Source organism: Nitrospinota bacterium, assembly GCA_016208975.1.
Lineage (GTDB): Bacteria > Nitrospinota_A > UBA7883 > UBA7883 > JACRLM01 > JACQXA01.
Genome location: JACQXA010000001.1, coordinates 167,240 through 189,659 on the forward strand (window position 1 = coordinate 167,240; position 22,420 = coordinate 189,659).

Consider the following 22,420-nt stretch of genomic DNA (forward strand, 5'->3'; position numbering starts at 1 on the left):
GAAAGGCGGTCAGAAAGATTCCCAAAGCAGGTTCATGAATTTCTTTTCCTCCTCCTGGGTAGCGATGTTCGCCGCTTTCACTTCCCGCAGAAGATCAAAGCCCAACTCCTTGTGTATGGCCAGAAACTCGCCGTAAGCCTCGTTGGAAATGGAGATTATCTTCGGATAGTCCACGAAATGTATCCCCTGCTCCATGGTGGTCATCACCGCGGACAGGAAACTATCCTTGAAATTCACGGAGTTTAGCGGGACAAGCTGTTGGGTCTGGTACAGGTCTTCCACCAGCGTGCGGAAAACAATGTAGAACCTGTGCGCCTTGGACAGGCTGAACTTTTTGAAATCCACCGAAACTATTTTCAGCTCCGGCTGGTTGGCGAACAGATAAAGGTCTTGGAGGGTGTTGTTCAGCTCCCGGATGAAAAGCATTATGTCCCGCACAAGCCTTGTCCACATCTCCACATCGCTGGACTTTTTGGTAAGCGCGGCGCTCATGGTATTAAGCATATGGTAATAGCTGAGCTTGCTTATGCTGGCGTCTTTAAGGATAAGCTGGAGCGTACCCATGTATAGCACCAGCGTGCGCTCGGCCCTTTGCAGGTTTTCTGAGGCCATATGCTTCAAGAACCCGACCACGGTTGATTTGTCCAGACTTATGAGGCGCATGAAGTCCTCACGGTTCAGTACTATCCCCGGCGTCCTCTCGCGGGCGTATATGGCGGCGGACCGGGCCAGGCCGGTGAAGAAAGAGTTCTCGCCGAAAATGGAGGGGCCCATGATCTCCGCCATTTGTTCGTAAGAGACCGCGCTGTCTTTCTCCACCTTTTTCTGGACATATACCTTGCCAGCCAGCAGGATGAACATTTGATCCTGATTGTTCAACCCCTCGCGGATGATAAACTCGTCCGGCCCCCAATAGACCACTTTCTGACGGGCTATCCTGATAAGCTGGGTTTTGGAAAATCCTTTGAATTCCCTGATCCTGCCAAGGATGGAAACCAGCGCTTGCCGGTTCAAAACAGTGGATGGCTCAAGTTCGTCGAGGGCTTCGGCTGTTTGACCGGATGATAGAGTCGCCATTCGGAAAAAACCGTGACTAGTTGATTTTCAAGCTAAAATCCCCACCAAAGCTAATTATGCCACGAAATTAGCACCGTGTGTAACATAATTATCGCTTTTCAACAGTTGTCGCTGAACAAGGATGGTTATCCTCCCGCAGGCCAGTACGAACAATGAACGATAACATGTATAAAATATGCCTAAACCCATGAAAAATCCCCGCTTTTGCTGAATCTTTATTGATTGGCCGCAATCTTAATATCAAACATTTCTTCCAATAATTCTTCTTTAAATATCCGGAGGGGATTCCAAAATGGCACAGGGAGAGGCTGTAAAGCCCAAGGATAGTGAGTTAAAAAAGCTCACGGATAGCACTCTGTTAATGGTGCTGGTTTTCGGTTTATCTTCTTACGCGGCGGTGATGATGGTGGTGCTGGTGCTGGGGATGACATTCGCCCGCTAGTGACAGGTTAGCAAAAAGCCTAAAGCCGGCGCTGACTGGAAAAACCGCGCCGGCCACGCGAAATGGTTATTTCCTGGGTTGCCCGCCAGGCGTGGCTCCCACGGCGTTCATTACTTTCTCGAAATACTCCAGTTCCCTGGCGCCGGTGATCTTGACGCCGTTCACGAAATAGGCGGGAGTCCCGTTCACATTCAGTTTTTTGGCCAATTGCATATCCGCGTCTATGCGTTTCTGGAATTCGGGTTTGGCCATGTCTTTTTCAAACCGGTTTACATCCATGGCCATTTCCCTGGCGTATTTGAGAAATAGCGCCCTGGCGTTTGGGGCCGGGCCCCATTCAGCCTGGGTGGCCATCAGTTTTTCCCGGTACTCCCAGAACTTACCCTGTGCGTTGGCCGCCAGCGAAGCTTTCGCCGCGTCTTGAGCCTTGGCGTGCATCGGCAGAGGCAGTTGCTTGAACACAAGCCGTATCTTGCCCCGGTGCTTGCTGACGAGATCATGGATAATGCCCACGGCCCTGGCGCAGAAGGGGCACTGGAAATCGGAGAACTCCACTATCGTAAACTGGGCCTTGTCCGGCCCCAGCGACGGCGAACCTTCCAGCGGAACCGAAACCCTGTCTCTCAACGCTTGTTGGAAAGCGGCTTCTTCCTGCCGGGCGCGCTGGGACTCCATGTGTTTCTGCAGGGCCTCGGCGATCTCCTCCGGATGTTTCTTTATGTAATCGCGGATGATTGCCTCCACCTCGGCGCGGTCTGCGGCCTGGGCCATGGAGGCAACGCTGAAAAAGGCCAGCGCCAAAATGGTCAGAATCCTGGAGGGTGTCAAGGGCATCTGGGTTCACTCCATCGAATTGGGGATTTTAAGGGTCACGGAAGAAGGTTAAACGACCCGGCTAAAAAACGGGGCGTATTTTTTATCTGTCTTGGCTATATGGAGCTTTAGCCAGTCGGAAAGGAAGTCCATCACGTTTTCGGAAAGCACCATATTGCCGGAGTAATAGTTATTGTAGAACTCCCGCACCTGAAGCCTCAGCTTGTCATGTTCGGCCTTATGGGTTTCATAATCCGGATAGCCCTGGGAGAGCATGTCTATCTCCTCCGCCAGAAAGTGTTTGCTGGTGTATTCCTGAAGCTCGTCCAGAATATCGCCCAAAACGGCGCGGCCCTTCCCTTCCTTGACGCTGTTGTTCAGTTGGTCGCAAAGGCTGAAAAGTTTCTTGTGCTGGTCGTCAAATTTCCGGACGCCGACACTGTAGCTCTCATCCCAATTGAATTCCATTGGCCAACTCCTATCCATGGAAAACAGCTCCCTCGCCAAGAGCTTTTTCGCTCTAAAGATTTATATTATCGGAAGCCGTTAACCGATGCAATCGCATACAATCGCAGGTAGTGTCTCAATTTGAATCTCAAATAATGGACAGATCCTTCACTTCGCTTGCGCTTCGCTCAGGATGGCAATGTTATCAACGGCTTTTATATTGTCATTCTGAACATAAGTGAAGAATTTCCCCGTACATTCAAACTGGGACACCACCCAATTACGCGCCGGTACTTTTAACATCCACCCCTGGGCGCCGCGCCGCTTTCTCGCGATAAATAAACAGGTTGCATGGCATCCCATCCGCTAAATCATAATATGGACCGGGGATAAACCTGGGCATGGCCCGGGGCCGTTATTATTCAAAAATTAACTTAATACCACCACTTTTTCATATAAATATGTTAATATTAAAAATTTCGCCGAGAAGAACATGGTAACCGGCGCAAACAATCGACGGACGGAAGCGATGGAAGTGACAAGACGGGAAGACATAAGGAACATATGCGTGATCGCCCACGTGGATCACGGTAAGACCACGCTGGTGGACACGCTTTTCAAACAGGCGGGCCTTTTCCGCGAGAACGAGAAGGTGGGCGAACGCATTATGGACGCCAACGACCTGGAGCGGGAGCGTGGCATAACCATTTTCGCCAAGAACGCCTCGGTGCGCTGGAAAGGCGTGAAAGTGAACATCGTGGACACCCCGGGCCACTCCGATTTCGGCGGCGAGGTGGAGCGCATCCTGAAAATGGTGGATGGCGCCCTTCTGCTGGTGGACGCGGTGGACGGCCCCATGCCCCAGACGAAATATGTGCTTCGCAAATCGCTGGAGACCGGCCTTGCCCCGCTGGTTGTTATAAACAAGATAGACCGGGCCGACGCCCGCCCCGCATGGGTGCTGGACCAGGTTTTCGATCTTTTCGCCTCTTTGGGCGCCAACGACAAACAGCTGGATTTCCCCGTGGTGTACACCTCGGCGAAAAAGGGCATAGCCTCGCTGGATTTTGAGGTTCCCGGCGAGACAATGGCGCCTCTGCTGGACGCTATCGTGGAGAAGGTGGACGCCCCACTGGTGAACGCCGATAAGCCTTTCCAGATGCTGGTCACCTCCGTGGAGTACAGCGAGTTTCTTGGCAGGATGGCCGTAGGCAAGGTTACCCGGGGCAAGGTTTCCGTGGGCGATAACATCGCCAGGATAAACAGGAACGGGGACATTAGCCAGTCGAAAGTCACAAAGATATTCTCCATCGAGGGTCTTTCAAAAGCTGAAACCCAATCCGCCACCGCCGGAGACATTTTGGTGATGGCCGCGGGATTTAAGGACCTGGACATTGGCGAGACACTGGCGGACAAGGAGTTCCCGGAGGCTTTGCCGGTTATCGAGATAGACGAGCCCACCATATCCATGACCTTTTCCGTGAACACCTCGCCATTCGCCGGGAGATCCAGCGACAAGGTGACCGGAAGGCATCTTCGCGACAGGCTGGAGCAGGAGCAGAGGACAAACCTGGCTTTAAAAGTTGAACGGGCCGAGGAGAACGACTCTTTCAAGGTTTCGGGCCGGGGCGAACTGCATCTTGCCATACTCATAGAGACCATGCGCCGGGAGGGTTACGAGTTTTCCGTGTCCCGTCCCGAGGTTATTATCCGCGAGATCGACGGCGAAAAGATGGAGCCGGAAGAGTTCGTGATTGTGGACGTGGAAGAAGGTTACGCCGGTAAGGTAATCGAAAAGTTCGGCGTTAAAAAGGGTGAGCTTAAAAACATGGCCCCCATGAACGCCGGATGGACCAGGCTGGAGTTCACCATTCCCGCCCGGGGCCTTATCGGCATGCACGGCGAGCTTCTCACCGAAACCCGCGGTTCGGCCATCATGAACCATAACTTCCACCGGTACATCCCGTGGGCCGGGCCCATCCTGGGCCGCCGGAACGGCGTGCTTATCAGCCAGGAGTCCGGTTCGAGTACGGCCTATTCACTGGACAAACTTACCGACCGTGGCGAATTCTTTTTAGAGCCCGGCACGGAGGTTTACGAGGGAATGATAGTGGGCGAGTGTAACAAGAACACGGATCTGGTGGTGAACATAGTAAGGGGCAAGAAGCTTACCAACACCAGGGCTTCCGGTTCCGACGACAACATTAAGCTCACCCCGCCCAGGAAGCTTTCGCTGGAGCAAACGCTGGAGTATCTGAACGCCGACGAGCTGGCGGAGATAACCCCAGACGCCATCCGCTTGCGCAAGAGATACCTGAACGAGGAAGACCGGAAGAAATACGCCAGGAAAATGGCCGTGATGTAACCGGCCTCTGGCTGGCTACGACAATTCAAAACGCCGGGTCTTAATAAAGCCCGGCGTTTTTTATTTCTTCGGAACGGTTGCGCCGTCTTAATTCGGCGGCAGGCGCACAATCTCCAGCCAGAATGTCTCTATGGATTTTATTATCTTTATGAACTGGTCGAAATCCACCGGTTTGGTGATGTAACAGTTGGCGTGCAGATTGTATGTACGGACAATGTCCTCCTCCGCCTGGGAGGTGGTGAGGATCACCACGGGGATGCGCATGAGGTCTGGTGTTTTCTTGATGTCCTCCAGCACTTCACGTCCGTCTTTTTTGGGCAGGTTCAGATCCAGCAAAATAATGTCCGGCCTGGGGGCGGCGGCCCATTTGCCCCTTCTGTAAAGGAAATCCAGCGCCTCAACCCCGTCTTCCACCACGTTGAGGTTGTTTATTATTTTCCCCTCCTTTAGCGCCTCCATGGTAAGGCGCACGTCGCCGGGGTTGTCCTCCACAAGCAGTATCTCTATCTTTCTGCCGAATATCACGGTCATTTCTTTCCCCTGTCTTTTTAAACGCCACCCTTGTCATGTTCGGAAGCGGTTACTGTCTCAGCGGTCTTATCCTCCACAGAGGGTAACGTGAAGTAGAACACACTGCCTTTGTCATGCTTGGATTCCACCCAGATCCTTCCGCCATGGCGGGCCACAATTTTTTGGCAGATGGCCAGCCCTATGCCCGTGCCCTCATATTCAGACCTTGGATGCAGTCTTGTGAACACCCCGAACACTTTACCCGCGAACTCCGGCGCTATGCCAATGCCATTGTCTTTTACGGCGAACACCCATTCTCCATCCTGCCGGGTAGCGCTGATGTCCACTTCCGGTGGAGCGCCTTTTTTATGGAATTTTATTGCGTTGGTCAGCAGGTTCTGAAAAAGCGTTATAAGCTGGTTTTGATCCGCCATCACTCTGGGCAGTTCACCCGAATGAATAATGGCCACCTGCTCTTTTATTATGATTTCCAGGTTGCGGAGGGCCATCCGCAAACAATCTCCGCTTTGCGCGGGCGCCAGCGGCCTGGCCCTGGAGCTTACCCTGGAATATTCGAGCATATCATTTATAAGCGCCTGCATCCGTTTGGCGCCGTCCACGGCGAAGTTGATGAACTCGTCCGCCGTGTCGTCCAAACGGCCCTTATATTTTTTCTCCAGCAGTTGCAGGTAGCTGGACACCATCCGGAGAGGCTCCTGCAAATCGTGGGAGGCCACGTAGGCCATGGATTCCAGCTCCTGGTTTGAGCGTTCCAGTTCTACGTTCTTTTTTCTCAAAGCGTCTTCGGCTTTCAGCCGGTCAGTGATGTCCTCCGCGCTTCCTACCACGCCTATCACGGCGCCCCTGTCGAACAGAGGGGAGACATTCATAAGCAGTACCCGCGTTTGCCCATCCTTGCGGGTTATTTCAATTTTGAACCCCATCATGCTCCGGCCAATCAGGGCCGCGTCCAGGCTTTCCCTGGCCAACTTCTGGCTTTTAATGGAAACCAGCTTCAAGAACTGCTGGCCCGCAAGCTCGGCGGCGCTGAATCCGCTTAACTGCGCCCCGAAATCGCTTATCAGGCGGAACCGTCCCTCCATGTCCAGCGCGAATAAGGAGTTCGTGGCGTTTTGAAGGACTTTCTCCATAAATTCGCTGGCCCGGTGACGCTCCTCTTCAACCTGTTGCAACGTAGAGATATCCTGCACCGTGCCCCACATCTTCACGGGCCTTCCCACTTCGTCGAATATCACTTCGGCGCTTTCGTGAACGAACCTTATTTCACCTGTGGGTAGCACAATCCTGTGGACGATGCTGTACGGCTTACGCTCGTTCAGGGCCTGGTTCACGGCGCTCTTAACCATTTCCCTGTCATCGGGATGGACGGAATTTAGAAACGCCTCGTATGACGCGCCGAACTGTTGGGGTGTAAGACCGAATATCTTGTATATCTGGTCAGCCCATCGCAGGTCATTCTTAACAATGTCCCAATCCCAATCCCCCAGCTTGGCGGCGGTATGGGCTCTTTGCAGGCGGTACTGGCTCTCCTTCAGGTTCTCCTCGGCCAGGTTCCTTTCTGTCACATCCCGGGCGACGAGCATCATTCGTTCATCATCCCGGCCCATAAGACCGGCGTTTACCTCAACCTGAATGGCGCTCCCATCCCTTTTTCTATAAATGCGCTGTACAGTCATGGCTCTGCCGCTAAGCGAGTCGCCCCAGAGCTCTTCCAGTTTTTCCCTCGTAAAGTCTTGCTCCACTGCTTGAAGAGACATGGAGAGAAGCTCCTTGCGGGTGTAACCCAAGACTTCGCAGGCGATCCTGTTAGCTTCTGTGAACATGCCGTTTCTGTCGTGGATAAACACAGGGTCGGTAACACTATCTATGAGGGTATGGAACCTGGCATCGCTTTCCTTTTTTATTTCTTCGCGGCTTTTTAACTCCTGGAACATGGGTCCTATAAGGGCAATTCCGGCAAGAAGCATGATTGAGATGAGCAAGGCAAGAAGCTCCGCCGGGAGATCCACTCGAAGAGCGGTATCGCTGAGAATGGCGGTCAGCAGGGAATTGAACCTGCGGACGGACATGAGGACCAGCGCTGTGGCTAAAAGGCCCCATGCCAGTTTCCAGCCGGTTATCCTTATTAGCCGCCAAGCAACGGCGGCGGCTATAAGTTGTAAGGTAAGCGAGAGGCCTATTACCGCATAAGCCATTAGCGCGGATTCTCAGGAAGGATGTTCAACATGGCCATCAGAGCCTAACCGCCCTCCAAAAACTCTTAAAAGGCGAGGGTTACGCTGAAACACCGGGGGGGCTGGATTATTCCATGATTCCCGCCCCGGATAAAACGCCCCTTGCCGCCAATTATACAACGCCATACCGCCCATCCAGAAATGTTATGACGATTCGTATGGCAGATATATCGAGGCCACCACGCCACCCGCCTCGCCACGGTTGGACACCTCCAAAAGGCCGTCGTGGGCCTGCACCAGATGCAACGTCATGGACAGCCCCAAACCCGATCCGCCCTTCTTTCTTGAGAAGAACGGGGTGAATAGCCGTGAGAGGGTATCTTCATCCATCCCCTGCCCTTCGTCCGCCACTTCCACAAGGATAAACCTGGCTCTTCTGCCCGATGTTGTGGCGCGGGGCGCCCGCCAAGCCAGCGATGTGGTTATGGTTACCTGGCCGCCCGGATTGCACGCCTCCACGGCGTTCTTGAGTATGTTGAAAAATATCTGTTTTAACCGGTCTGCGTCCCCCAAGGCCGGGGGAAGGCTTGGATCGAACTGCCTGGCCACCTTTATCCCCTTGGTTTCCATGGCGCTCTTTAAAAGTCTCACCACGTTGTCCAGTATTGGGTAGATGTTGAGGGGCTCCTTGGCGAACTGGCCCGGCTCGTTCAACTCAATTAAATCCACCACCAGCCTGCTAATGCGGTCCACCTCGCTGATGATCAGGTTTGTGTATTCGTTCACCGGTTCGCTGGCCAGCTCATCGCCTAATAGCTGGGCCGCGCCCCGGATGCCGCCCAGCGGGTTTTTTATTTCGTGGGCGATGCCCGCCGCCAGCGTGGCCAGCTCCGACAGACGCTCGTTCATACCCATGAACCGTTCCAGCGCCTTTAGGGTGGTCCTGTCGCGGATAACCACTGCCACCCCGCCCCCCTCGGCTTCCCGCAATGGATAAACTGAGACCCCTACGGGCGCCGAATCCCCGTGCCGGTTTTTGAAGACCACGTCATGATCTGTAACCGACATGCCTGCGCTCATGGCCTGGTGGATAACCGAATGCACCGGCGAGCGTTCGGGGAACAGCGCCGACATGAAATGACCCGCCACATGCCCCATGGAGGTACCCATTAATTGTTCAGCGGCGGGATTGAGCCATTCGATGGATCCCTGGCTGTCCAGAATCACCACCGCGTCGGCGAAAGCCGAAAGGATATCCTCGAACCGGCTTACTTTGCCCATGCCTCATTCTACTTGTAAAACGCGGACTCAAAAAAAAGCCCGCCGGGCTATTTTACCAGCGCGGCGGGTAGCATTAACATCTCGCTTTTCAGGTTACAGCAACGGATTCTCGCTCATGGCCTTGATTCTTGCGAACCGCCGGTCCACCTCTTTCTGGAAGCCGTCCACGATTTCCTTATAGGGAGGCGTAAGCATGTGCTTTGTTTTGCCCATAAGCTTCAGCCAGTCCGTTACAGGGACCTTCTTGCCTTTGGCCTCCGGATCGTAATTGAGGGTGGTTATGCCATGCTCCACCTCGTAGAGGGGGAAGAAATTGCAATCCACCGCCGCCTGGACCACTTCCTGGCCGGTGTTGTCGGCGTGGCGCCAGTTCAGCGGGCAGTCGGAGAAGAGCTTGCCGAACACCATACCCTCGTGCTTGGCGTAGTACTGGGCCTTGGCCGCCTTGCGGATAAGGTCTTTGTACATGGACTCTGTCGCCGTGAACACATAAGGGATGTGGCACGCGGCGAACAGCTGGGCCGTGTCCTTATGCCCGAAGGTTTTGCCACGGCCCACCGTGCCGATGTTGGACGTGGAAGTGGAATGGCCGATGGGCGTAGTGAACGAAAGCTGGGCCCCGGTGTTCATGTAACCCTGGTTGTCATACTCCAGGACTATCAGGTTGTGGTTGCGGAAGGCCGTGCCCAAGGCTGGCCCCAGGCCGATGTCCAGCCCGCCGTCGCCTGTGACCATGATGAAGGTTATGTCCTGCTCCTTGGGTATCTCGCCGCGCCTCTGCCGCTCTTTGTACATCTCCACCACGCCGGAAAGCGTGGCCGCGCCGTTCTGGAACAGGTTGTGGATGTATGTTACGGCGAATGAGGTGTTGGGATAACCCGTGGTGACCACCATGCCGCAACCGGTATGCCACAGCATCACCACAAACCCCTCGATACCCTTCAGGAAGGTGCCGATGTTCGGGAATATGCCGCAACCCGGACAGGCGCCGTGGCCCGGCACGATGCGGTGGGGCATGGCGGTAAGGTCTCTCTGCTTTACCCCTTTAACTTCCATCAGGCCGGTTTTCTCATCCTTGTAAACGGAGAGGATACCGGGAGACTGCTGTTCCTTTGTTAAAGCGGGAACGCCAGCGACAGGTTTCCAGTTGGGGTCGCCTGGCTCCGCGCCGATATAGTCGTAAGGTATGTCCACCCTCCCCTTTTTGGCGGCGTCCTGGGCAACTCTGAACATTTCCCGGGCGTCTTCGGCGAAGAAATCCTTGCCGCCCAAGCCGTAGATGCGGGAGATTACCAGGGTTTTATTTTCCGGGTCGTCCTTGAGGGCCGCTTTCACCTCGTGAGACATCCTGCCGCCATGGGCGCCGTATGAATCGGCCCGGTCAGCCACCAGGATAGCCTTTACGTTCTTGCAAGCCTGCCTCAAAAGCTCCGCCGGGAAGGGGCGGATCATTGTGGGGTATATGACACCCACTTTCTGTCCCTTTTTCCGCAGGTCGTCCGCCACGTCCATGGCGGTGTCGGCCGCGGAGTTTAGGATGAATATGGCCGTCTCGGCGTCTTCCATCCTGTAAGTCTCAAGGACATTGTATTTCCTGCCGGAGATTTTCCCCCACTCGGCGAAAACCTTTGGGATAACGCTTTCCGCGGCGGCCATGGCCATGGAAAGCTGTTTTTTGTTGTTTATCTGGTCCGGATCGTTCATGTACGGCCCGATGGTTATGGGCTTGGCCGGGTCCACCGAGCAGTTCTGGGGCGTAAACGGCCCTACGAACTGGCGCACAACGTTTTCGTCCTCGAAATATTCCACCCGCCGTTTCTGGTGGGAGGTGAAGAAACCGTCGTCGGCCACTATCACCGGCAGGCGCACATCCGCGTGTTCACCTATCCTCACGGCGACGATGGTCATGTCGTACACCGCCTGCGGGTCTTTGGCCAGTAGCACTATCCAGCCCATATCCAGCGTGGACACCAGGTCTGAATGGTCTCCCCGGATGTCCAGCGGGCCGCTCACCGAGCGGCAAACCAGGTTCAACACCATGGGATAGCGCGTGCCGGACTGCACCGGGAGCTGTTCCAAAGAGAACAACAGGCCGTTGGCCGAAGTGGCGTTGAACACCCTTCCCCCGGCCGTGGTGGCTCCGTAGCAGATACCCGCCGCGCCGTGCTCCCCGTCGCCAGGCACAAGATGCACATGCGCCTCGCCGTTGGCCGCCATCTCGTCCAGATACTCGGCCACCTCGGTGGACGGCGTGATGGGGTAATAACCCATCACGTGGAAATTGACCTGGGCCGCCGCCAGCGACGACATTTCGTTGCCGGACTTGAAATCCACAGTCTGGGTTGTATTTTCCACGCCAGGCTGAATTTCTTTTGTTTCTGTAACGGAACCCATTTTATAAAACCTCCTGTGAATCTCCCGCCATTAATAACCGGCGGGAGACGCTGTTATTCGGTATATCCATCTTTAATGATCTGCGGGTCAACCTCGTACTCCACTTTGGATTCCAGCGCCTCGAACTTGCAAATGTCCACGCAACGCAGGCATCCCTTGCAGTACTGGTAAATGATCCGCTGTAGTGTCTGGGCGTCTTTACCCTTCTTGTCCGGAATGGCTTTCCATTCGAAACAGTAATCGGGGCAGGTTATGTCGCACTCTCCGCAAGATGTGCATTTGCTCCTGTGGAGGACCGGCACGAAACCCATCCGGGAAACGGTGAGGTCTTTGTGGATGGAGTTTCCGGGTGTGGTTATGGCCCCGCCTATGTGCTGGCTCATGTAGCCGGATTTTTGGCCATCCCGGCGGAAGGGCTGGAGCGGATATTTGCCGTCTTCGTCAAAGACCGCTTTTTTCCATTCCGCAAAGCCCCGGTCGAACGTTTTTATGTTCGCTGGAACCAGGAAAGAGTACTTCTTGCCAAGGTTGTGCTCTATATATTTCTTCACCACGTCCGGGTCGATAAAGCCCGAAGCGGCGGAAATGGCGCCAAGAAGGGCTGTGTTCACCCTGGTTTTCTCCTCCACGGCGATACGCATCGCGTCTATGGTGACAAGCGTGCCGCAGGGAAGTTTCATTTTGTCCCTGGCTTCTTCCGGGGAGAGGGCCGTGTTGAGAATCACAGTGGTGTTCTTGCTTACGCCTGAGAGGATGCCCGGATAAGAGAGCATGCTTTCAAGGAAGATCACCAGCAAATGAGGCTCTGTGACAGGGCTGTTGACGCGCACATTCACGGACGGGTCGCAGAACCGGACGAAGGATTTAACGGGGCTTCCCTTTTTCTCCGAGCCGTAGCTGGAGAAATTGGAGCCGTTGAACCCCATTCCAAGCACCCCCGCCTCGCCCAGGATTTTTCCGGCAAGGTTCGCGCCGAACCCGCCGATTGATTCCATCCTTATCTCGTAAAAGCCGAGATCGTTGACGATCGGCAATTTGGGCATAAACAAGCTTACTCCTACAGAAAAAAGGAAGTTGTAAACACGTACTAAAGCCCGACAGACTGGCGCGGGGAGAAGAACCGGCTCCAGCGGCACTGGCTATACAAAATCTCAATCCCAAGTTATATTTTACAAAATCAAATGCCTGCGTGGGAATTTTTTCGATGTTTTTTCATTATTTTTCGCGGCGTTAACAACGAAATCAACCGCTACCGCGGCATCCATGGGAAAAAAACTGGGGATACCAACAGCCATCACCACCGATAGCCGCGGATATCCCCGGAACGATTGACCTAAAAACCCTTAGTTAAGGGTGTCTTTCACCCACTTGAGCTTTATGGTCTTGAGCCCCATGGTACCCTTCCTGCCATCGGAGCCGGGCTCCAAATCCGTGGCTTTACCGCCCACGCCCACCCAAAGCTCGGTCTCGGTGGGGGCGAAATATTTCGGAAAGCTTATGGAATGCTTGTCGAAAGTGCGGTACGGCTTCTTGTCGGCGGTAAATTGCGGCGGCACCTCGTAATTGAGGCGCTGGTAGCAATAGTTCACCGAGCCGTGGGCCAGCGAGGCGCCCTGGGGCACGTTCACAAACCAGCCGGCCAGCTTGGCCTTTTTATCCTGATCCTTTAGGCCCACAACAACCTCCAGCTCGGTGGTTTCACCGGCTTTGAACGGTATCTCGGCCACACCTTCCTTGTTAATGAGGCTGGCGCCCTTGTTGTCACGCACATCAACGTAGATGTTCTTCTCAAAATCCCCGTTGCTCTTGTGGCAACCGGCGCAAGGAACCGGGCCGAACTCGTTCCCGGCCTTGGCGTTTGGATAAACGGAGGAGCCGGGAAGGGCAAAAGCCATCACCGGAGCTATCAACAGGGCCAAAATGGTAAGTATCGTCTTCTTCATGGTTTGTTACTCCCCTGCCGCAGGAACGAAAATGACCTTAATGGTATGCCCGGCCAGCGCCTCGGGGCCCATGCTGTCTTTACCGAGCGCAACGCGAAGCTCGCCGATCATGGGCTGGTCGGAAACAGCCCCGCTAAAGAAGAACGTCTGTCCGGCAACGGTGTGGAACTTCACATCCTTTTCCTGGCCGTCGGTGTCGGTGTATTTGGTCCACGGCTGGCCCTGCTCCAGTTTCCGCACGCAGTTGGGCAGTTCGGTCTCCACACCGGCGGGAAGCTTCCACAGCCAGCCCACGGCTTTGGCCTTTCCACCTTCTTTGGCGCCCAGAACGAATTTGTAACTGACCTTTCCACCCGGATGGACGGGGATGAAGATCGTGTTCGTCATCGGGTTATAATCGTCAACAATCTGTTTGCCGTCCTTCACGCGAAGCATCTTTACCGAGAGTTTGCCCCTAAACTCCGTGTTCACGTGACAGGCGCGGCACCCTTCCGCTGGCTCTGCGCCACGGGCAGGATAAGCGTCCGCCCTGGAAGCCATGGCCATACCCATTATGGCGGCCAGCCCCAGCGATAGCAGGCTTTTGGTTCGCATAAAACCCCTCCAACTAAAAAAAAGGAATTAAAAATTTCAACGGGCGCCCTATAAAAGCGCCCAATTCACACCGGAACCAAACGAGTTAAATATATAAAGAGAATGGGACGTATGGGGAAAGGTGAAAATCCCCATCAAGATTCCTTTTTTATATTTGCGGCGGCAATTTTAGTCAAGGGTTTTTAATTCATATAAACAAGGCTCAATAAGCTTATATATATTTGTAAATCAATGATTTCATGATCACCATGGTTGGCGAGCGCCCCTTTCGCGGAGCATTGGTTTTTCCATTCAGGCGCGCCATACGATGGAGCGCCATTGTTTTTAGCGCGGGGCTTTATATAATAAGCCGTTGCCAAACCTGTTAACTGGGAGATTCATTAATGGCTGAGCAGGCTCAAAAACAAAGCTCCACAACGGTGGTGTTGTGTCCTCATTGCAAAACGAACCAGGAGGGGGTTGTGGGGGTGGAGAACACCTGCGTGAACACCCTTTGTGGTAAAACTTTTACTCCCGAGGCGGAAGTTAAAGTGGTTGTTTATGGCAAACCCGGCGAGGGGGAGGAGGAGTAACCCTCCACCCTATAAAGGCGCTATCAAAAAAAACCGGCGGTCTTTATGATTCGCCGGTTTTTTTTATATCACCTCGAGGTTGGCAATCTCCGCCCAGCCGGAGAAACCGCTGTTGAGGGTTATGAACGCGAAACCTTTTTCAACCCTGCCTATCTGGCACATGGTTCCGTCGTGGAAGGTGAAAACCTTTTCACTGGAGCCTTGGGGCTCTAAAAATACATCCACGGAATCTGCCACGGCCACGGCCATATCCCCTCGCTCTATTTCATAAATCCTGGCGCCAGCCACGCCGCCGGACAAGCCCGTCAACATCCACAATGCCGCCGAAGCCGCAATGAGAACTTTCGGAAACCGTTTTCTCATGGCTATGGCGCCCAGCATGGCGGCCACCGCCCCGTAATAAAGCGATAAAGCCACAACAAGCCCCCACCCTAAGGGCATTAGCGAGAGCGTGAAGCCATAAATCCAGCCCGCGATATTGTCCCCCGCCAGTCGCTCTTTATCCTTCTTGATGGAATTTATGTATTCGATGTTTGCCAATGCGTCGGCGTCTCCTGGTTTCAAACGAAGCGCCCGGTGGAAATGAACGGCGGCTTTGCCCAGGCGGCCAAGTTTCAAATATACGGCGCCACGGTTATATTCCAAGTCCGGGTTCGCGGCTGTTATAGAGTTATATAACCCGATTGCCCCCTCATAATCCCCCGCCTGATAAAGGGCGTTTCCGGCGTTGTATATTTCCGCGTTGTCCCTGGCCCATGCGGCGTTCGCCAAAAGCGCCAGCAGAGCGGCTATGATCGAAAACCATCTCATTTCATCTTCTCCATGGCGCCGACAAGCCTTCTGGTCTTCGCCATATCGCCGCCTCGCCGTTCCTCGGGGAACGCCGGAGCGTAACGGGCCATCTCTATGGATTCGAACAACTCCTCAAATTCCGCAAGGGTATCTTCCCCGGCGCCTGTCAGTTTCTCCCCGAGAAGCTCTTTTGTTATGGATGGGGCCGTAAGGTTCCACCGGTCCGCCAGATAACCCCGTAAAGCCATGTCCAGCGCGGCGTAGAACTCTTTTTGATCCTTTTTCTTCTCCGCCTCGTCCAGCTTCTTCCGGGCGATTTTCCCGGCGTATGTAAAACGGGTCAACCCCTCGTCGGAAAGGATACGCTCCCGTCTTTTTATAAGATAAAGGCCCGTGAAGAACGAGGGGATGGGCAATACCAATATCAGCCAGAACCACGCCTGTTTGTAAAATGGCGAGCTATAGTTTTCCAGCGTGACCATATCCGGCTTGATATACCGCATACCCTGCCTGGCGCGGGCAATGGCTTGCTCTCCGGCCCCAATCTGCGATGGCCCGCCCGTGGACCGGGTTATGGTGACTTTAATTGGCGCGGTTTCTTTCTCCACATATTTCCCGGCAGACGGGTCGAACCAAGCCAGTTTGATGGCTGGCAACGTTTTTTCACCCTCATCCCTGGGAACCAAGGGGTATTCGATAATCCTTTTGGACACGATCCGCCCGCCGGTTTTATCCAGACTGTCCATCGTTTTGGGCTCGAAAGCCTCGAACCCCGGCGTTTGCGGGAAAGCTGGTGGCGTTACAGGTTTTAGATACCCTTCACCATTTACCATCACCCTGAACACAAGGCTTCCGTTCACAGGGGCCGTGGCGGGCTCCACCATGGAGTTTATTTCGTACTTCCCCACCATATTCGTAAATCCCGCTGGCTCCCCCTTTTTGGGCAACGGCTTTATGTTGATGGATACCGGGCTGGTGGTGAGCTTCATCCGGTCGCTCCAGGGGTCCAGCGACAGATAGACTTTCGCGGGCTCGATAACGTGTTTGCCCGTGGTGATTGGAATGAGGGCATACCGCAGGCGCGTCACGCGGTAGGGCTTTCCATTAAAAACCTCTTTTACGTTCTGCTCTTTCTCACCGGCGGCGAATGGAAGCTCCTCCACCCAGAACCCCTTAAAGTCCGGCTTGATGTATTGCGGCTGTTCCCAAAGCTCGGTGGCCCTGTAAAAAGAGAATGTGGCTATCACCTGCTGGTATGGTACGGCCTCTTTCTTGTCCACCTCCATGGTGATGAAAAGGTCGTCCTTTTCTATATCCTTCTGGCGCCCGGGGAAGATGCTTTTGTTGAAGAGCTTTTGGAAATCCAGCGGGTCTTTCTGGGACATCGCCCTGTTTTCCGCCGGTGGGGCCTTGGGATCCACAATTACAGCTACGGGATTGGCTGAATATTTTTTGCCGTCGTACTCCACGGTGGCCGGGGGTATCTGAAAAGTCCCCTCTTTCGGCGCGCGGATGGTGTAAACCACGGTTCTGGACACTTTCATCTGGAGGTTTACTATCTTCACCTCCTGGCTTCCGGCCTTGCCCAGGATCTCGAAATCCTTAAGTTGTGGCAGGACAGGCTCGGGCAACGATTTTATCCCGCTCCCCTCCACGGTGACGGTAAGCTGGAACGTCTCGCCCGGCGGCAGTGTTGAAGGATTCGCCGAGGCCGTAACATCCAAAGTGGCCGCCAGCGCGAACGACGGCCACCACAGGCCCAGTATTAAAAACGCGATAGGTCTCATAATGCGGTTAATCGTATATATAAAAGCGGCCGGATTTCAAGCTTGAGAAACTGTTTAAAGGATAGTGGCGGTGAATAAGGTTAGTCAATAAAGTAACGGGCGAAACGGCTCCATACGAAACCGAAAATTATCGTCACCACCCCGGTCCAGCCGGAAGAGGTCCAGTTCACCCACAAAATGGCCAGCCGAGCGTCGCCCAGGGTTCCTTGCTCCCCCCATTGGTACGGAAGCTCAGGCCTAGGGGCAAATGTGCCCGGATCCACAAGTATCATGGCGGAACCCAATGCGATACAAATAGCCCCGATCAGCTCTCGATGGTCGTACATCCAGGCTGAAAGGCCTGAACGGTTTTGCTGTTTGAGGATGGGCGCCACCTGGAACACACGGGAAGATTGCTGGGCCAGAACCTGCCGGATAACGTCGCGCCGGGCCTGTTCCCATTCCTCATCGGTAACCACCCCGTCTCCGTCCTTGTCGTACTTGGCCAGCAGGCCGGGATGCGCCTTGAGTTCCCTCAGGCGCTCTATCACCAATTGCTTTTGCCGGGCGTCAAGCTTGATCATGGTTATTATTATTACCACAACCATTATTACATTCAAGGCGCAAGCGAGTATTTGCCCGCCGTGCCAATAGGAGCCCATACACATTAAGGAACCCGCAGGCGGACTATTTGAAACATAATTTAATTGTATAAATACCCAAAATTGGTTAACATCCGCCCATCCTTTCCGTGGGGCTGGTTCTAACAGACATTATTTGATGGGGAATTCTCCGCCTATACCTGCCATTGGGGATAAGCGGTTTTTCAATTAAATTATACGAATGAAAATACGGACCGGTTTTTCTCATTTTTCTCCCATCGGCTCGTTTAAGCGTTCGGTAATCGTCACAACCCATATGCGGCGGTGGCGCAGGCTGACGTTATCAAACCATGGGGCCAAAGTAACGCTGGACAATTTTTCATGCGGCCCCTGTGGAGACAACGGATTACCTCTTTTCCCGGCGGGGAGCGTACCGCGAATATTTCCCCCCTCCCCGGTTTATCAAACCGGTTATTTGGGCCAATCTTTCCTGAAGCTGTTAGAGCTTCCCTTTATGCCGAAAAGAGAGTTGGTGGACACCGCCTTGCTTTTAGAGAAAGGCTCATCCCTATTCCCGCTGGACAATGAAGCCCGGTTTGACGCTGGCTGGCCGTTAATGGCTTCCAGCCGCGAAGGTAAACCCAAGGCCCTCATCTTCGCCATTAAAGAGGATGACGCGCTCCAAAAAATTGGAGCGATGAGAAAAGCTGGCCTTCGGCTGGCGGGCATATTCCCAGCTGTTGCGGCGCTGTGCGCGCTGGTGGCCCGTAGCGGCCCCCTGAACCGCGAAGGCGCGATGCTCCTTGCTCTGGTGGACGAGGGTTTCGCGGCCATAACCGTTTTCTCCAACGGGGCGTTGATGATGGTTAGGGAATTTTCGTTTCCCCATGGCGCCCAGGACACGGCGGCGGTTATCGCCCGGGAAACCAGCAGGACGCTGGATACGCTCAAACGCACCATGGGTATAAACCAGGTCTCCGGATTTATAACCGGCGAGACGGCCTTCCCCTCCATAGCCGAAAGTATTTCTGAAACCTGCGGAACGCAATTCGCCATTTATGACCCGCTGGCGGATTTCGTGATCTGCAAATGCTCCGGTCCGGTTCATGGGCCGTCGCTGGCCTTATCCCTTGGCGCCGCGCTGGATGGCGGTAAAACCGTTAACCTGGCCAGCGGCGCGGCAGGCAGGTTTTATGATCGCGTTCGACGCATGGGCAATGTGGCAAAAGCCGCGGTAGCATGCTTTGCGCTTGTACTTGTCATGGCTGGCGGCATTTGGGCAGACATGAAACGGCTAGAGTTTTTATCCGCAAGGCTTGAAAAAGATTTAACTGCGTTAAGACCCGTAAAATCCGAATACGAAAACAATATGGCGGATTTGAATGAACTGGAACTGCGGGACAAAATGCTGTCCAGGGAAATGGCGGCATTGAGCCACCCGGCAGTCCGCAAGGCCGACTGGAACGGCATGTTCGGTTTCATGTCCGCAAGAATGCCCCATAACATGGCGCTCACCAAATTGCGGATGGATATTAATGGTCTGACGGAAAATAAAAACGCTCCGATAGCGTCACAACCGGTAAAGGCCGTGAAGCTGGAAGGATTGGCAAAAGGTCCAGATGGCGAACGTATCTCGTCGGTCAGATATCTGGTAGAAGCGCTGAATGATAATCCATACTTCGCCACCGCCACATTGGCGCGGCTCAAAAAAGAGGGGGCCGCCAGCGGGGGCATGACAGAATTTGAAATTGTGGCGGATTGGACTGCCCAAAACCAGCCGGGGATCCGGTGAGCATGACACGAAAACCATTCAGCCTGCGGGAGAAGGTTTTGGTGGCTATGGCCATAGCGGTGTCGCTGGCGTTTGTGGCGGAACCGCTACTGGCGCGGCCGGTGATGGCTTCATGGCGCGCCCGCAAGGATCGTTACGAGACTCTGGTGGCTGAAAAGCGGTTAATGGATAGATATGTTAATGAACTGCCATCCCTGAAAATGCGGTTGAGCCTGGCTCGAAAGAAAAGCGATAACGTAATGGGCCGCCTTCCCGGGGGAAAAGAAACCTGGGGCCAGGGAAACCTGCTGGAGTTTATAGAAGAGACCGCCACTGGGGAGAGAATCACTTTAAAAGAGATAGTGGTGACCGCCGAGCCGGTTAAAGCAAACCCGCCGCCCGGCGACGGAAACTCAACGCTATCAGCCTCGGTTTATGCTTCAAGCGCTTGTGTGCGTAACCGGGTTAGTTTGAGGCTGGAGAGCGGATACCGGGAATTAGTTCATTTCCTAACCAGGCTTGATGAGCAGGATATGCCCCTTGCTATCCGCAAGGTAATTGTGTCCGCCCAAATAGACGGCATCCCTTCCAACTGGCTATTTTCGGAGATAGAACTTGAGGCCCTTACCTTATGACATTTTTAAGGAAAGCCATTTTTTGTCTGCTTTTAATAATGCCTGTTTGCGGTTCGGCTTTTGGCGATGACGGTTTGAGCCGTAACCCTTTCATCTTTGGAAATGAAATTGAGATTCACGGGAAAAGCGGCCAGACCGTATCCAGGGCCAATGGCGTAAAGGTGGAGATGACTCTTATCCAGGGCGATAAAAAACTGGCGGTGATAAACGGCGAGAAGAAAACCATAGGCGATATGGTAGGTTCCGCGAAAATTTTGGAGATAACAGCGGAGGGCGTGGAGCTTTCCTCGAAAGGCAGGCGATGGGTATGCAAAGTGGAAAACCGGTGAAAAACGGAATTGCCGCTGGATTCTTCGCCATATTGGTTGCGGCTGGGCTTATGTCCTGCGCCCGGGGCGGCGGCCCGGAAAAAGTATCGCTACGCCCTGTCTCCGTGCCTGGGCAACCCGTGAGCCCTGTCCAGTTCGGGCCGATTCCCCAGGAGTTCTCCGCTCAAAGAGAAACCAGCCCGGCGCAGGCTGAACCAGCTCAAAGTGTCAACGCGGTGGATCCGCCGGAGTCGGTAATATCGTTTAAAAACCAGCGAATTCCAAACCAAGCGGATCAACGGATAACCCTGAGCCTTGCCGAGCCGGTCCTGGAATCGGCGCTGGCGGTTTTGGCCGAGGTGTCCGGAATTAAATTCGCGCCAGACCCGGAGTTGAGGAAATTGAGGCTGGCCCCCATAAGCTTGCAGGATGTTTCATGGTTCTCCGCGCTGGAAGTTATTATGCGGGCCAACAACCTTATGGCGGTGGCGCGGGATGAGGAAATATTTTTTAACGCAGGTGGTTTCGGCCCCCAGCGCGCTTTTGGTAAAGACGACATTATCACCATCACCACCTATGAAAAAAATCTCCGGTTGCAGGAAGCCATGCTGAAATCAGCGGACGCCTCCATAGACATCGCCGAACGGCGCCGCAAGGCCGTGGAGGAGCGTATCGCCTCCGCCATGGCGGCGCAAAGCGGCCAGATGGAAACGAGGAGTTACCGGTTCCGCTACGCCGACCCGGTGGAGGCAGTGGAATATCTTGAACGGCTGTTCATAGAGTACGACAAGGAAACATTAAAAAACTCCACAGCCCAAGCTTCCACCGATCTGGCGCTGGAGCAATCAGGTTCCGCGGGGTTGAACCGGACGACGGGGCAAATGGGAACGGCTAAAGACACGGCGGCGGTGACAAAACTGCGCCGGAGCGGCGCCGGGGATGTGAAATTCGCCATCTACAAGCCCGAGAACCTGCTGACCATCCAGGCCCCAGCGAAAAAAATGTTGGAAATAATGGACCGCATCCTTGAAATAGATGTGAATCCAAAGCAGGTTTACATTGAAGCCAGGATAGTGGAGATACAACGCAACCAGGTGAACGAGCTTGGAATCCAATGGGGCGGCCGGTCCAACTTCTCCACCGATCTCACCTTCCCGAACGCCATTGGCGTGTATGGCGGAGGATCTTCCATATCTGGCGAATCTTCAATCGTGTCTTTACCGCCCCAATCGGCGGTGGATCCGGCCACGGGGCAATTGGTCTCTAACCCGCAAGGGGGAGTATTGGGCGTGAGCCTCGGGGGCGTGTCGGGCAGTATTTCGCTTCAGGCGCGGCTGTTCGCTCTTGAACAGGCTGGCATGAGCAGAACGCTGTCTAACCCCAAGGTGGTGGCTATCAACGGCGCCCGGGCGCTCATAAAGTCTGGCCGGGAAATCCCCTATCAGGCTTCTTCCGCGAATACGGGAACAACTGTGCTGTTTAAAGAGGCGGTAATATCGCTGGCTGTCACACCGCTTATCATGCAGGACGGGAAGATAAGGCTGAAGATAGACGCTAAAAAGGACGAGGTGGATCCTGGCCTTTCCGTCCAGGGCACGCCAGCCATCAAGAAAAAGGAGATAACCACCAACGTGGTGGTGCCAAACGGCGGATCGGCGGTGCTGGGCGGCATGCTGGAAGGGGAAGACAGCGACTTTGAGGATCGTGTGCCTGGTCTGCACGAGACGCCGCTTCTGGGCTGGCTTTTCAAAAACCGCCGTAAAGTGGATAACGAATTGGAGCTGTTAGTGTTCATAACGCCAATTGTGATAGAACCGGGGAAAATGAACTGATGCTAAAGCGGATCATCCCAATCGTTCTCATTATCACAATTACAATGGTAACAGCCACGTCTGCCTTGGATGAAGCGCCTT

Annotated in this window: 20 protein-coding genes; 7 read left to right on the forward strand and 13 right to left on the reverse strand. The window is 54.2% G+C overall.

The genetic code is table 11. The features are described 5' to 3' along the window. Positions 1-9 precede the first annotated feature (9 nt). Positions 10-1,077, reverse strand: a complete 1,068-nt coding sequence (locus tag HY751_00755; GenBank protein ID MBI4664916.1) for a cyclic nucleotide-binding domain-containing protein — start codon at positions 1,075-1,077, stop codon at positions 10-12. A 292-nt stretch (positions 1,078-1,369) separates the two neighbouring features. Here HY751_00755 and HY751_00760 point away from each other — a divergent pair, with 292 nt between their 5' ends. Beyond that, positions 1,370-1,519: a hypothetical protein gene (locus HY751_00760; protein ID MBI4664917.1), complete on the forward strand. Its 150-nt coding sequence runs from the start codon at positions 1,370-1,372 to the stop codon at positions 1,517-1,519. Positions 1,520-1,585: 66 nt separating this feature from the next. Here the strand turns inward: HY751_00760 and HY751_00765 are convergent, their stop codons facing one another. Then, entirely contained in the window at positions 1,586-2,353 is a 768-nt protein-coding gene (locus HY751_00765) for a thioredoxin domain-containing protein (GenBank protein MBI4664918.1), read from the reverse strand. A 48-nt stretch (positions 2,354-2,401) separates the two neighbouring features. Continuing rightward, positions 2,402-2,800 (reverse strand): hemerythrin family protein, encoded by a 399-nt coding sequence (locus HY751_00770; GenBank protein ID MBI4664919.1) that lies wholly within the window; start codon positions 2,798-2,800, stop codon positions 2,402-2,404. Between the two features lie 508 nt (positions 2,801-3,308). Between HY751_00770 and typA the strand changes: the two genes are divergently transcribed. Then, the gene (typA, locus tag HY751_00775) at positions 3,309-5,144 is read left to right on the forward strand and encodes a translational GTPase TypA (GenBank protein ID MBI4664920.1); all 1,836 of its coding nucleotides are present in this window, start codon (positions 3,309-3,311) and stop codon (positions 5,142-5,144) included. 87 nt (positions 5,145-5,231) lie between these two features. On the opposite strand, the gene HY751_00780 is transcribed toward typA, so the two are convergent. The 7 genes from HY751_00780 to HY751_00810 form a co-directional block, all read right to left on the reverse strand. After that, entirely contained in the window at positions 5,232-5,675 is a 444-nt protein-coding gene (locus HY751_00780; protein ID MBI4664921.1) for a response regulator, read from the reverse strand. 17 nt (positions 5,676-5,692) lie between these two features. Then, positions 5,693-7,870: a PAS domain S-box protein gene (locus tag HY751_00785; GenBank protein MBI4664922.1), complete on the reverse strand. Its 2,178-nt coding sequence runs from the start codon at positions 7,868-7,870 to the stop codon at positions 5,693-5,695. 183 nt (positions 7,871-8,053) lie between these two features. Further along, positions 8,054-9,130, reverse strand: a complete 1,077-nt coding sequence (locus HY751_00790) for a PAS domain-containing protein (GenBank protein ID MBI4664923.1) — start codon at positions 9,128-9,130, stop codon at positions 8,054-8,056. 93 nt (positions 9,131-9,223) lie between these two features. After that, positions 9,224-11,524 carry a pyruvate synthase gene (locus tag HY751_00795; GenBank protein MBI4664924.1) on the reverse strand — a complete coding sequence of 767 codons (2,301 nt, stop codon included), beginning with the start codon at positions 11,522-11,524 and terminating at the stop codon, positions 9,224-9,226. Positions 11,525-11,577: 53 nt separating this feature from the next. Next, a complete protein-coding gene (locus HY751_00800) occupies positions 11,578-12,567 on the reverse strand; it encodes a 2-oxoacid:acceptor oxidoreductase family protein (GenBank protein MBI4664925.1) in 990 nt (329 codons plus the stop codon). Between the two features lie 300 nt (positions 12,568-12,867). Further along, positions 12,868-13,467 carry a hypothetical protein gene (locus HY751_00805; GenBank protein ID MBI4664926.1) on the reverse strand — a complete coding sequence of 200 codons (600 nt, stop codon included), beginning with the start codon at positions 13,465-13,467 and terminating at the stop codon, positions 12,868-12,870. 6 nt (positions 13,468-13,473) lie between these two features. After that, on the reverse strand, positions 13,474-14,061 hold the full coding sequence (locus HY751_00810; GenBank protein MBI4664927.1) for a hypothetical protein: 588 nt from the start codon (positions 14,059-14,061) through the stop codon (positions 13,474-13,476). Between the two features lie 383 nt (positions 14,062-14,444). Between HY751_00810 and HY751_00815 the strand changes: the two genes are divergently transcribed. Next, positions 14,445-14,633 (forward strand): hypothetical protein, encoded by a 189-nt coding sequence (locus tag HY751_00815; protein ID MBI4664928.1) that lies wholly within the window; start codon positions 14,445-14,447, stop codon positions 14,631-14,633. 63 nt (positions 14,634-14,696) lie between these two features. Here the strand turns inward: HY751_00815 and HY751_00820 are convergent, their stop codons facing one another. The 3 genes from HY751_00820 to HY751_00830 form a co-directional block, all read right to left on the reverse strand. Next, positions 14,697-15,443: a tetratricopeptide repeat protein gene (locus HY751_00820; GenBank protein MBI4664929.1), complete on the reverse strand. Its 747-nt coding sequence runs from the start codon at positions 15,441-15,443 to the stop codon at positions 14,697-14,699. Further along, positions 15,440-17,212: a protein BatD gene (locus HY751_00825; protein ID MBI4664930.1), complete on the reverse strand. Its 1,773-nt coding sequence runs from the start codon at positions 17,210-17,212 to the stop codon at positions 15,440-15,442. The genes HY751_00820 and HY751_00825 overlap by 4 nt, the downstream gene beginning before the upstream one ends. A gap of 80 nt (positions 17,213-17,292) precedes the next feature. After that, positions 17,293-17,799: a hypothetical protein gene (locus HY751_00830; GenBank protein ID MBI4664931.1), complete on the reverse strand. Its 507-nt coding sequence runs from the start codon at positions 17,797-17,799 to the stop codon at positions 17,293-17,295. 508 nt (positions 17,800-18,307) lie between these two features. On the opposite strand from HY751_00830, the gene HY751_00835 reads away from it, so the two are divergent. The 4 genes from HY751_00835 (at position 18,308) to HY751_00850 (ending at position 22,339) form a co-directional block, all read left to right on the forward strand. Next, on the forward strand, positions 18,308-19,585 hold the full coding sequence (locus HY751_00835) for a hypothetical protein (protein MBI4664932.1): 1,278 nt from the start codon (positions 18,308-18,310) through the stop codon (positions 19,583-19,585). A gap of 2 nt (positions 19,586-19,587) precedes the next feature. After that, a complete protein-coding gene (locus tag HY751_00840; protein ID MBI4664933.1) occupies positions 19,588-20,199 on the forward strand; it encodes a hypothetical protein in 612 nt (203 codons plus the stop codon). Positions 20,200-20,273: 74 nt separating this feature from the next. Beyond that, positions 20,274-20,528, forward strand: a complete 255-nt coding sequence (locus HY751_00845; protein MBI4664934.1) for a hypothetical protein — start codon at positions 20,274-20,276, stop codon at positions 20,526-20,528. Further along, complete coding sequence (locus tag HY751_00850; GenBank protein ID MBI4664935.1) at positions 20,507-22,339, forward strand: hypothetical protein; 1,833 nt, start codon at positions 20,507-20,509, stop codon at positions 22,337-22,339. The genes HY751_00845 and HY751_00850 overlap by 22 nt, the downstream gene beginning before the upstream one ends. Positions 22,340-22,420 lie beyond the last annotated feature (81 nt).

Coding starts and splice junctions, on each gene's coding strand:
- HY751_00755 (MBI4664916.1), bottom strand. CDS start 1,077: ATGGCGACTCTATCATCCGGTCAAACAGCCGAAGCCCTCGACGAACTT.
- HY751_00760 (MBI4664917.1), top strand. CDS start 1,370: ATGGCACAGGGAGAGGCTGTAAAGCCCAAGGATAGTGAGTTAAAAAAG.
- HY751_00765 (MBI4664918.1), bottom strand. CDS start 2,353: ATGCCCTTGACACCCTCCAGGATTCTGACCATTTTGGCGCTGGCCTTT.
- HY751_00770 (MBI4664919.1), bottom strand. CDS start 2,800: ATGGAATTCAATTGGGATGAGAGCTACAGTGTCGGCGTCCGGAAATTT.
- typA (MBI4664920.1), top strand. CDS start 3,309: ATGGAAGTGACAAGACGGGAAGACATAAGGAACATATGCGTGATCGCC.
- HY751_00780 (MBI4664921.1), bottom strand. CDS start 5,675: ATGACCGTGATATTCGGCAGAAAGATAGAGATACTGCTTGTGGAGGAC.
- HY751_00785 (MBI4664922.1), bottom strand. CDS start 7,870: ATGGCTTATGCGGTAATAGGCCTCTCGCTTACCTTACAACTTATAGCC.
- HY751_00790 (MBI4664923.1), bottom strand. CDS start 9,130: ATGGGCAAAGTAAGCCGGTTCGAGGATATCCTTTCGGCTTTCGCCGAC.
- HY751_00795 (MBI4664924.1), bottom strand. CDS start 11,524: ATGGGTTCCGTTACAGAAACAAAAGAAATTCAGCCTGGCGTGGAAAAT.
- HY751_00800 (MBI4664925.1), bottom strand. CDS start 12,567: ATGCCCAAATTGCCGATCGTCAACGATCTCGGCTTTTACGAGATAAGG.
- HY751_00805 (MBI4664926.1), bottom strand. CDS start 13,467: ATGAAGAAGACGATACTTACCATTTTGGCCCTGTTGATAGCTCCGGTG.
- HY751_00810 (MBI4664927.1), bottom strand. CDS start 14,061: ATGCGAACCAAAAGCCTGCTATCGCTGGGGCTGGCCGCCATAATGGGT.
- HY751_00815 (MBI4664928.1), top strand. CDS start 14,445: ATGGCTGAGCAGGCTCAAAAACAAAGCTCCACAACGGTGGTGTTGTGT.
- HY751_00820 (MBI4664929.1), bottom strand. CDS start 15,443: ATGAGATGGTTTTCGATCATAGCCGCTCTGCTGGCGCTTTTGGCGAAC.
- HY751_00825 (MBI4664930.1), bottom strand. CDS start 17,212: ATGAGACCTATCGCGTTTTTAATACTGGGCCTGTGGTGGCCGTCGTTC.
- HY751_00830 (MBI4664931.1), bottom strand. CDS start 17,799: ATGGTTGTGGTAATAATAATAACCATGATCAAGCTTGACGCCCGGCAA.
- HY751_00835 (MBI4664932.1), top strand. CDS start 18,308: ATGCCGAAAAGAGAGTTGGTGGACACCGCCTTGCTTTTAGAGAAAGGC.
- HY751_00840 (MBI4664933.1), top strand. CDS start 19,588: ATGACACGAAAACCATTCAGCCTGCGGGAGAAGGTTTTGGTGGCTATG.
- HY751_00850 (MBI4664935.1), top strand. CDS start 20,507: ATGCAAAGTGGAAAACCGGTGAAAAACGGAATTGCCGCTGGATTCTTC.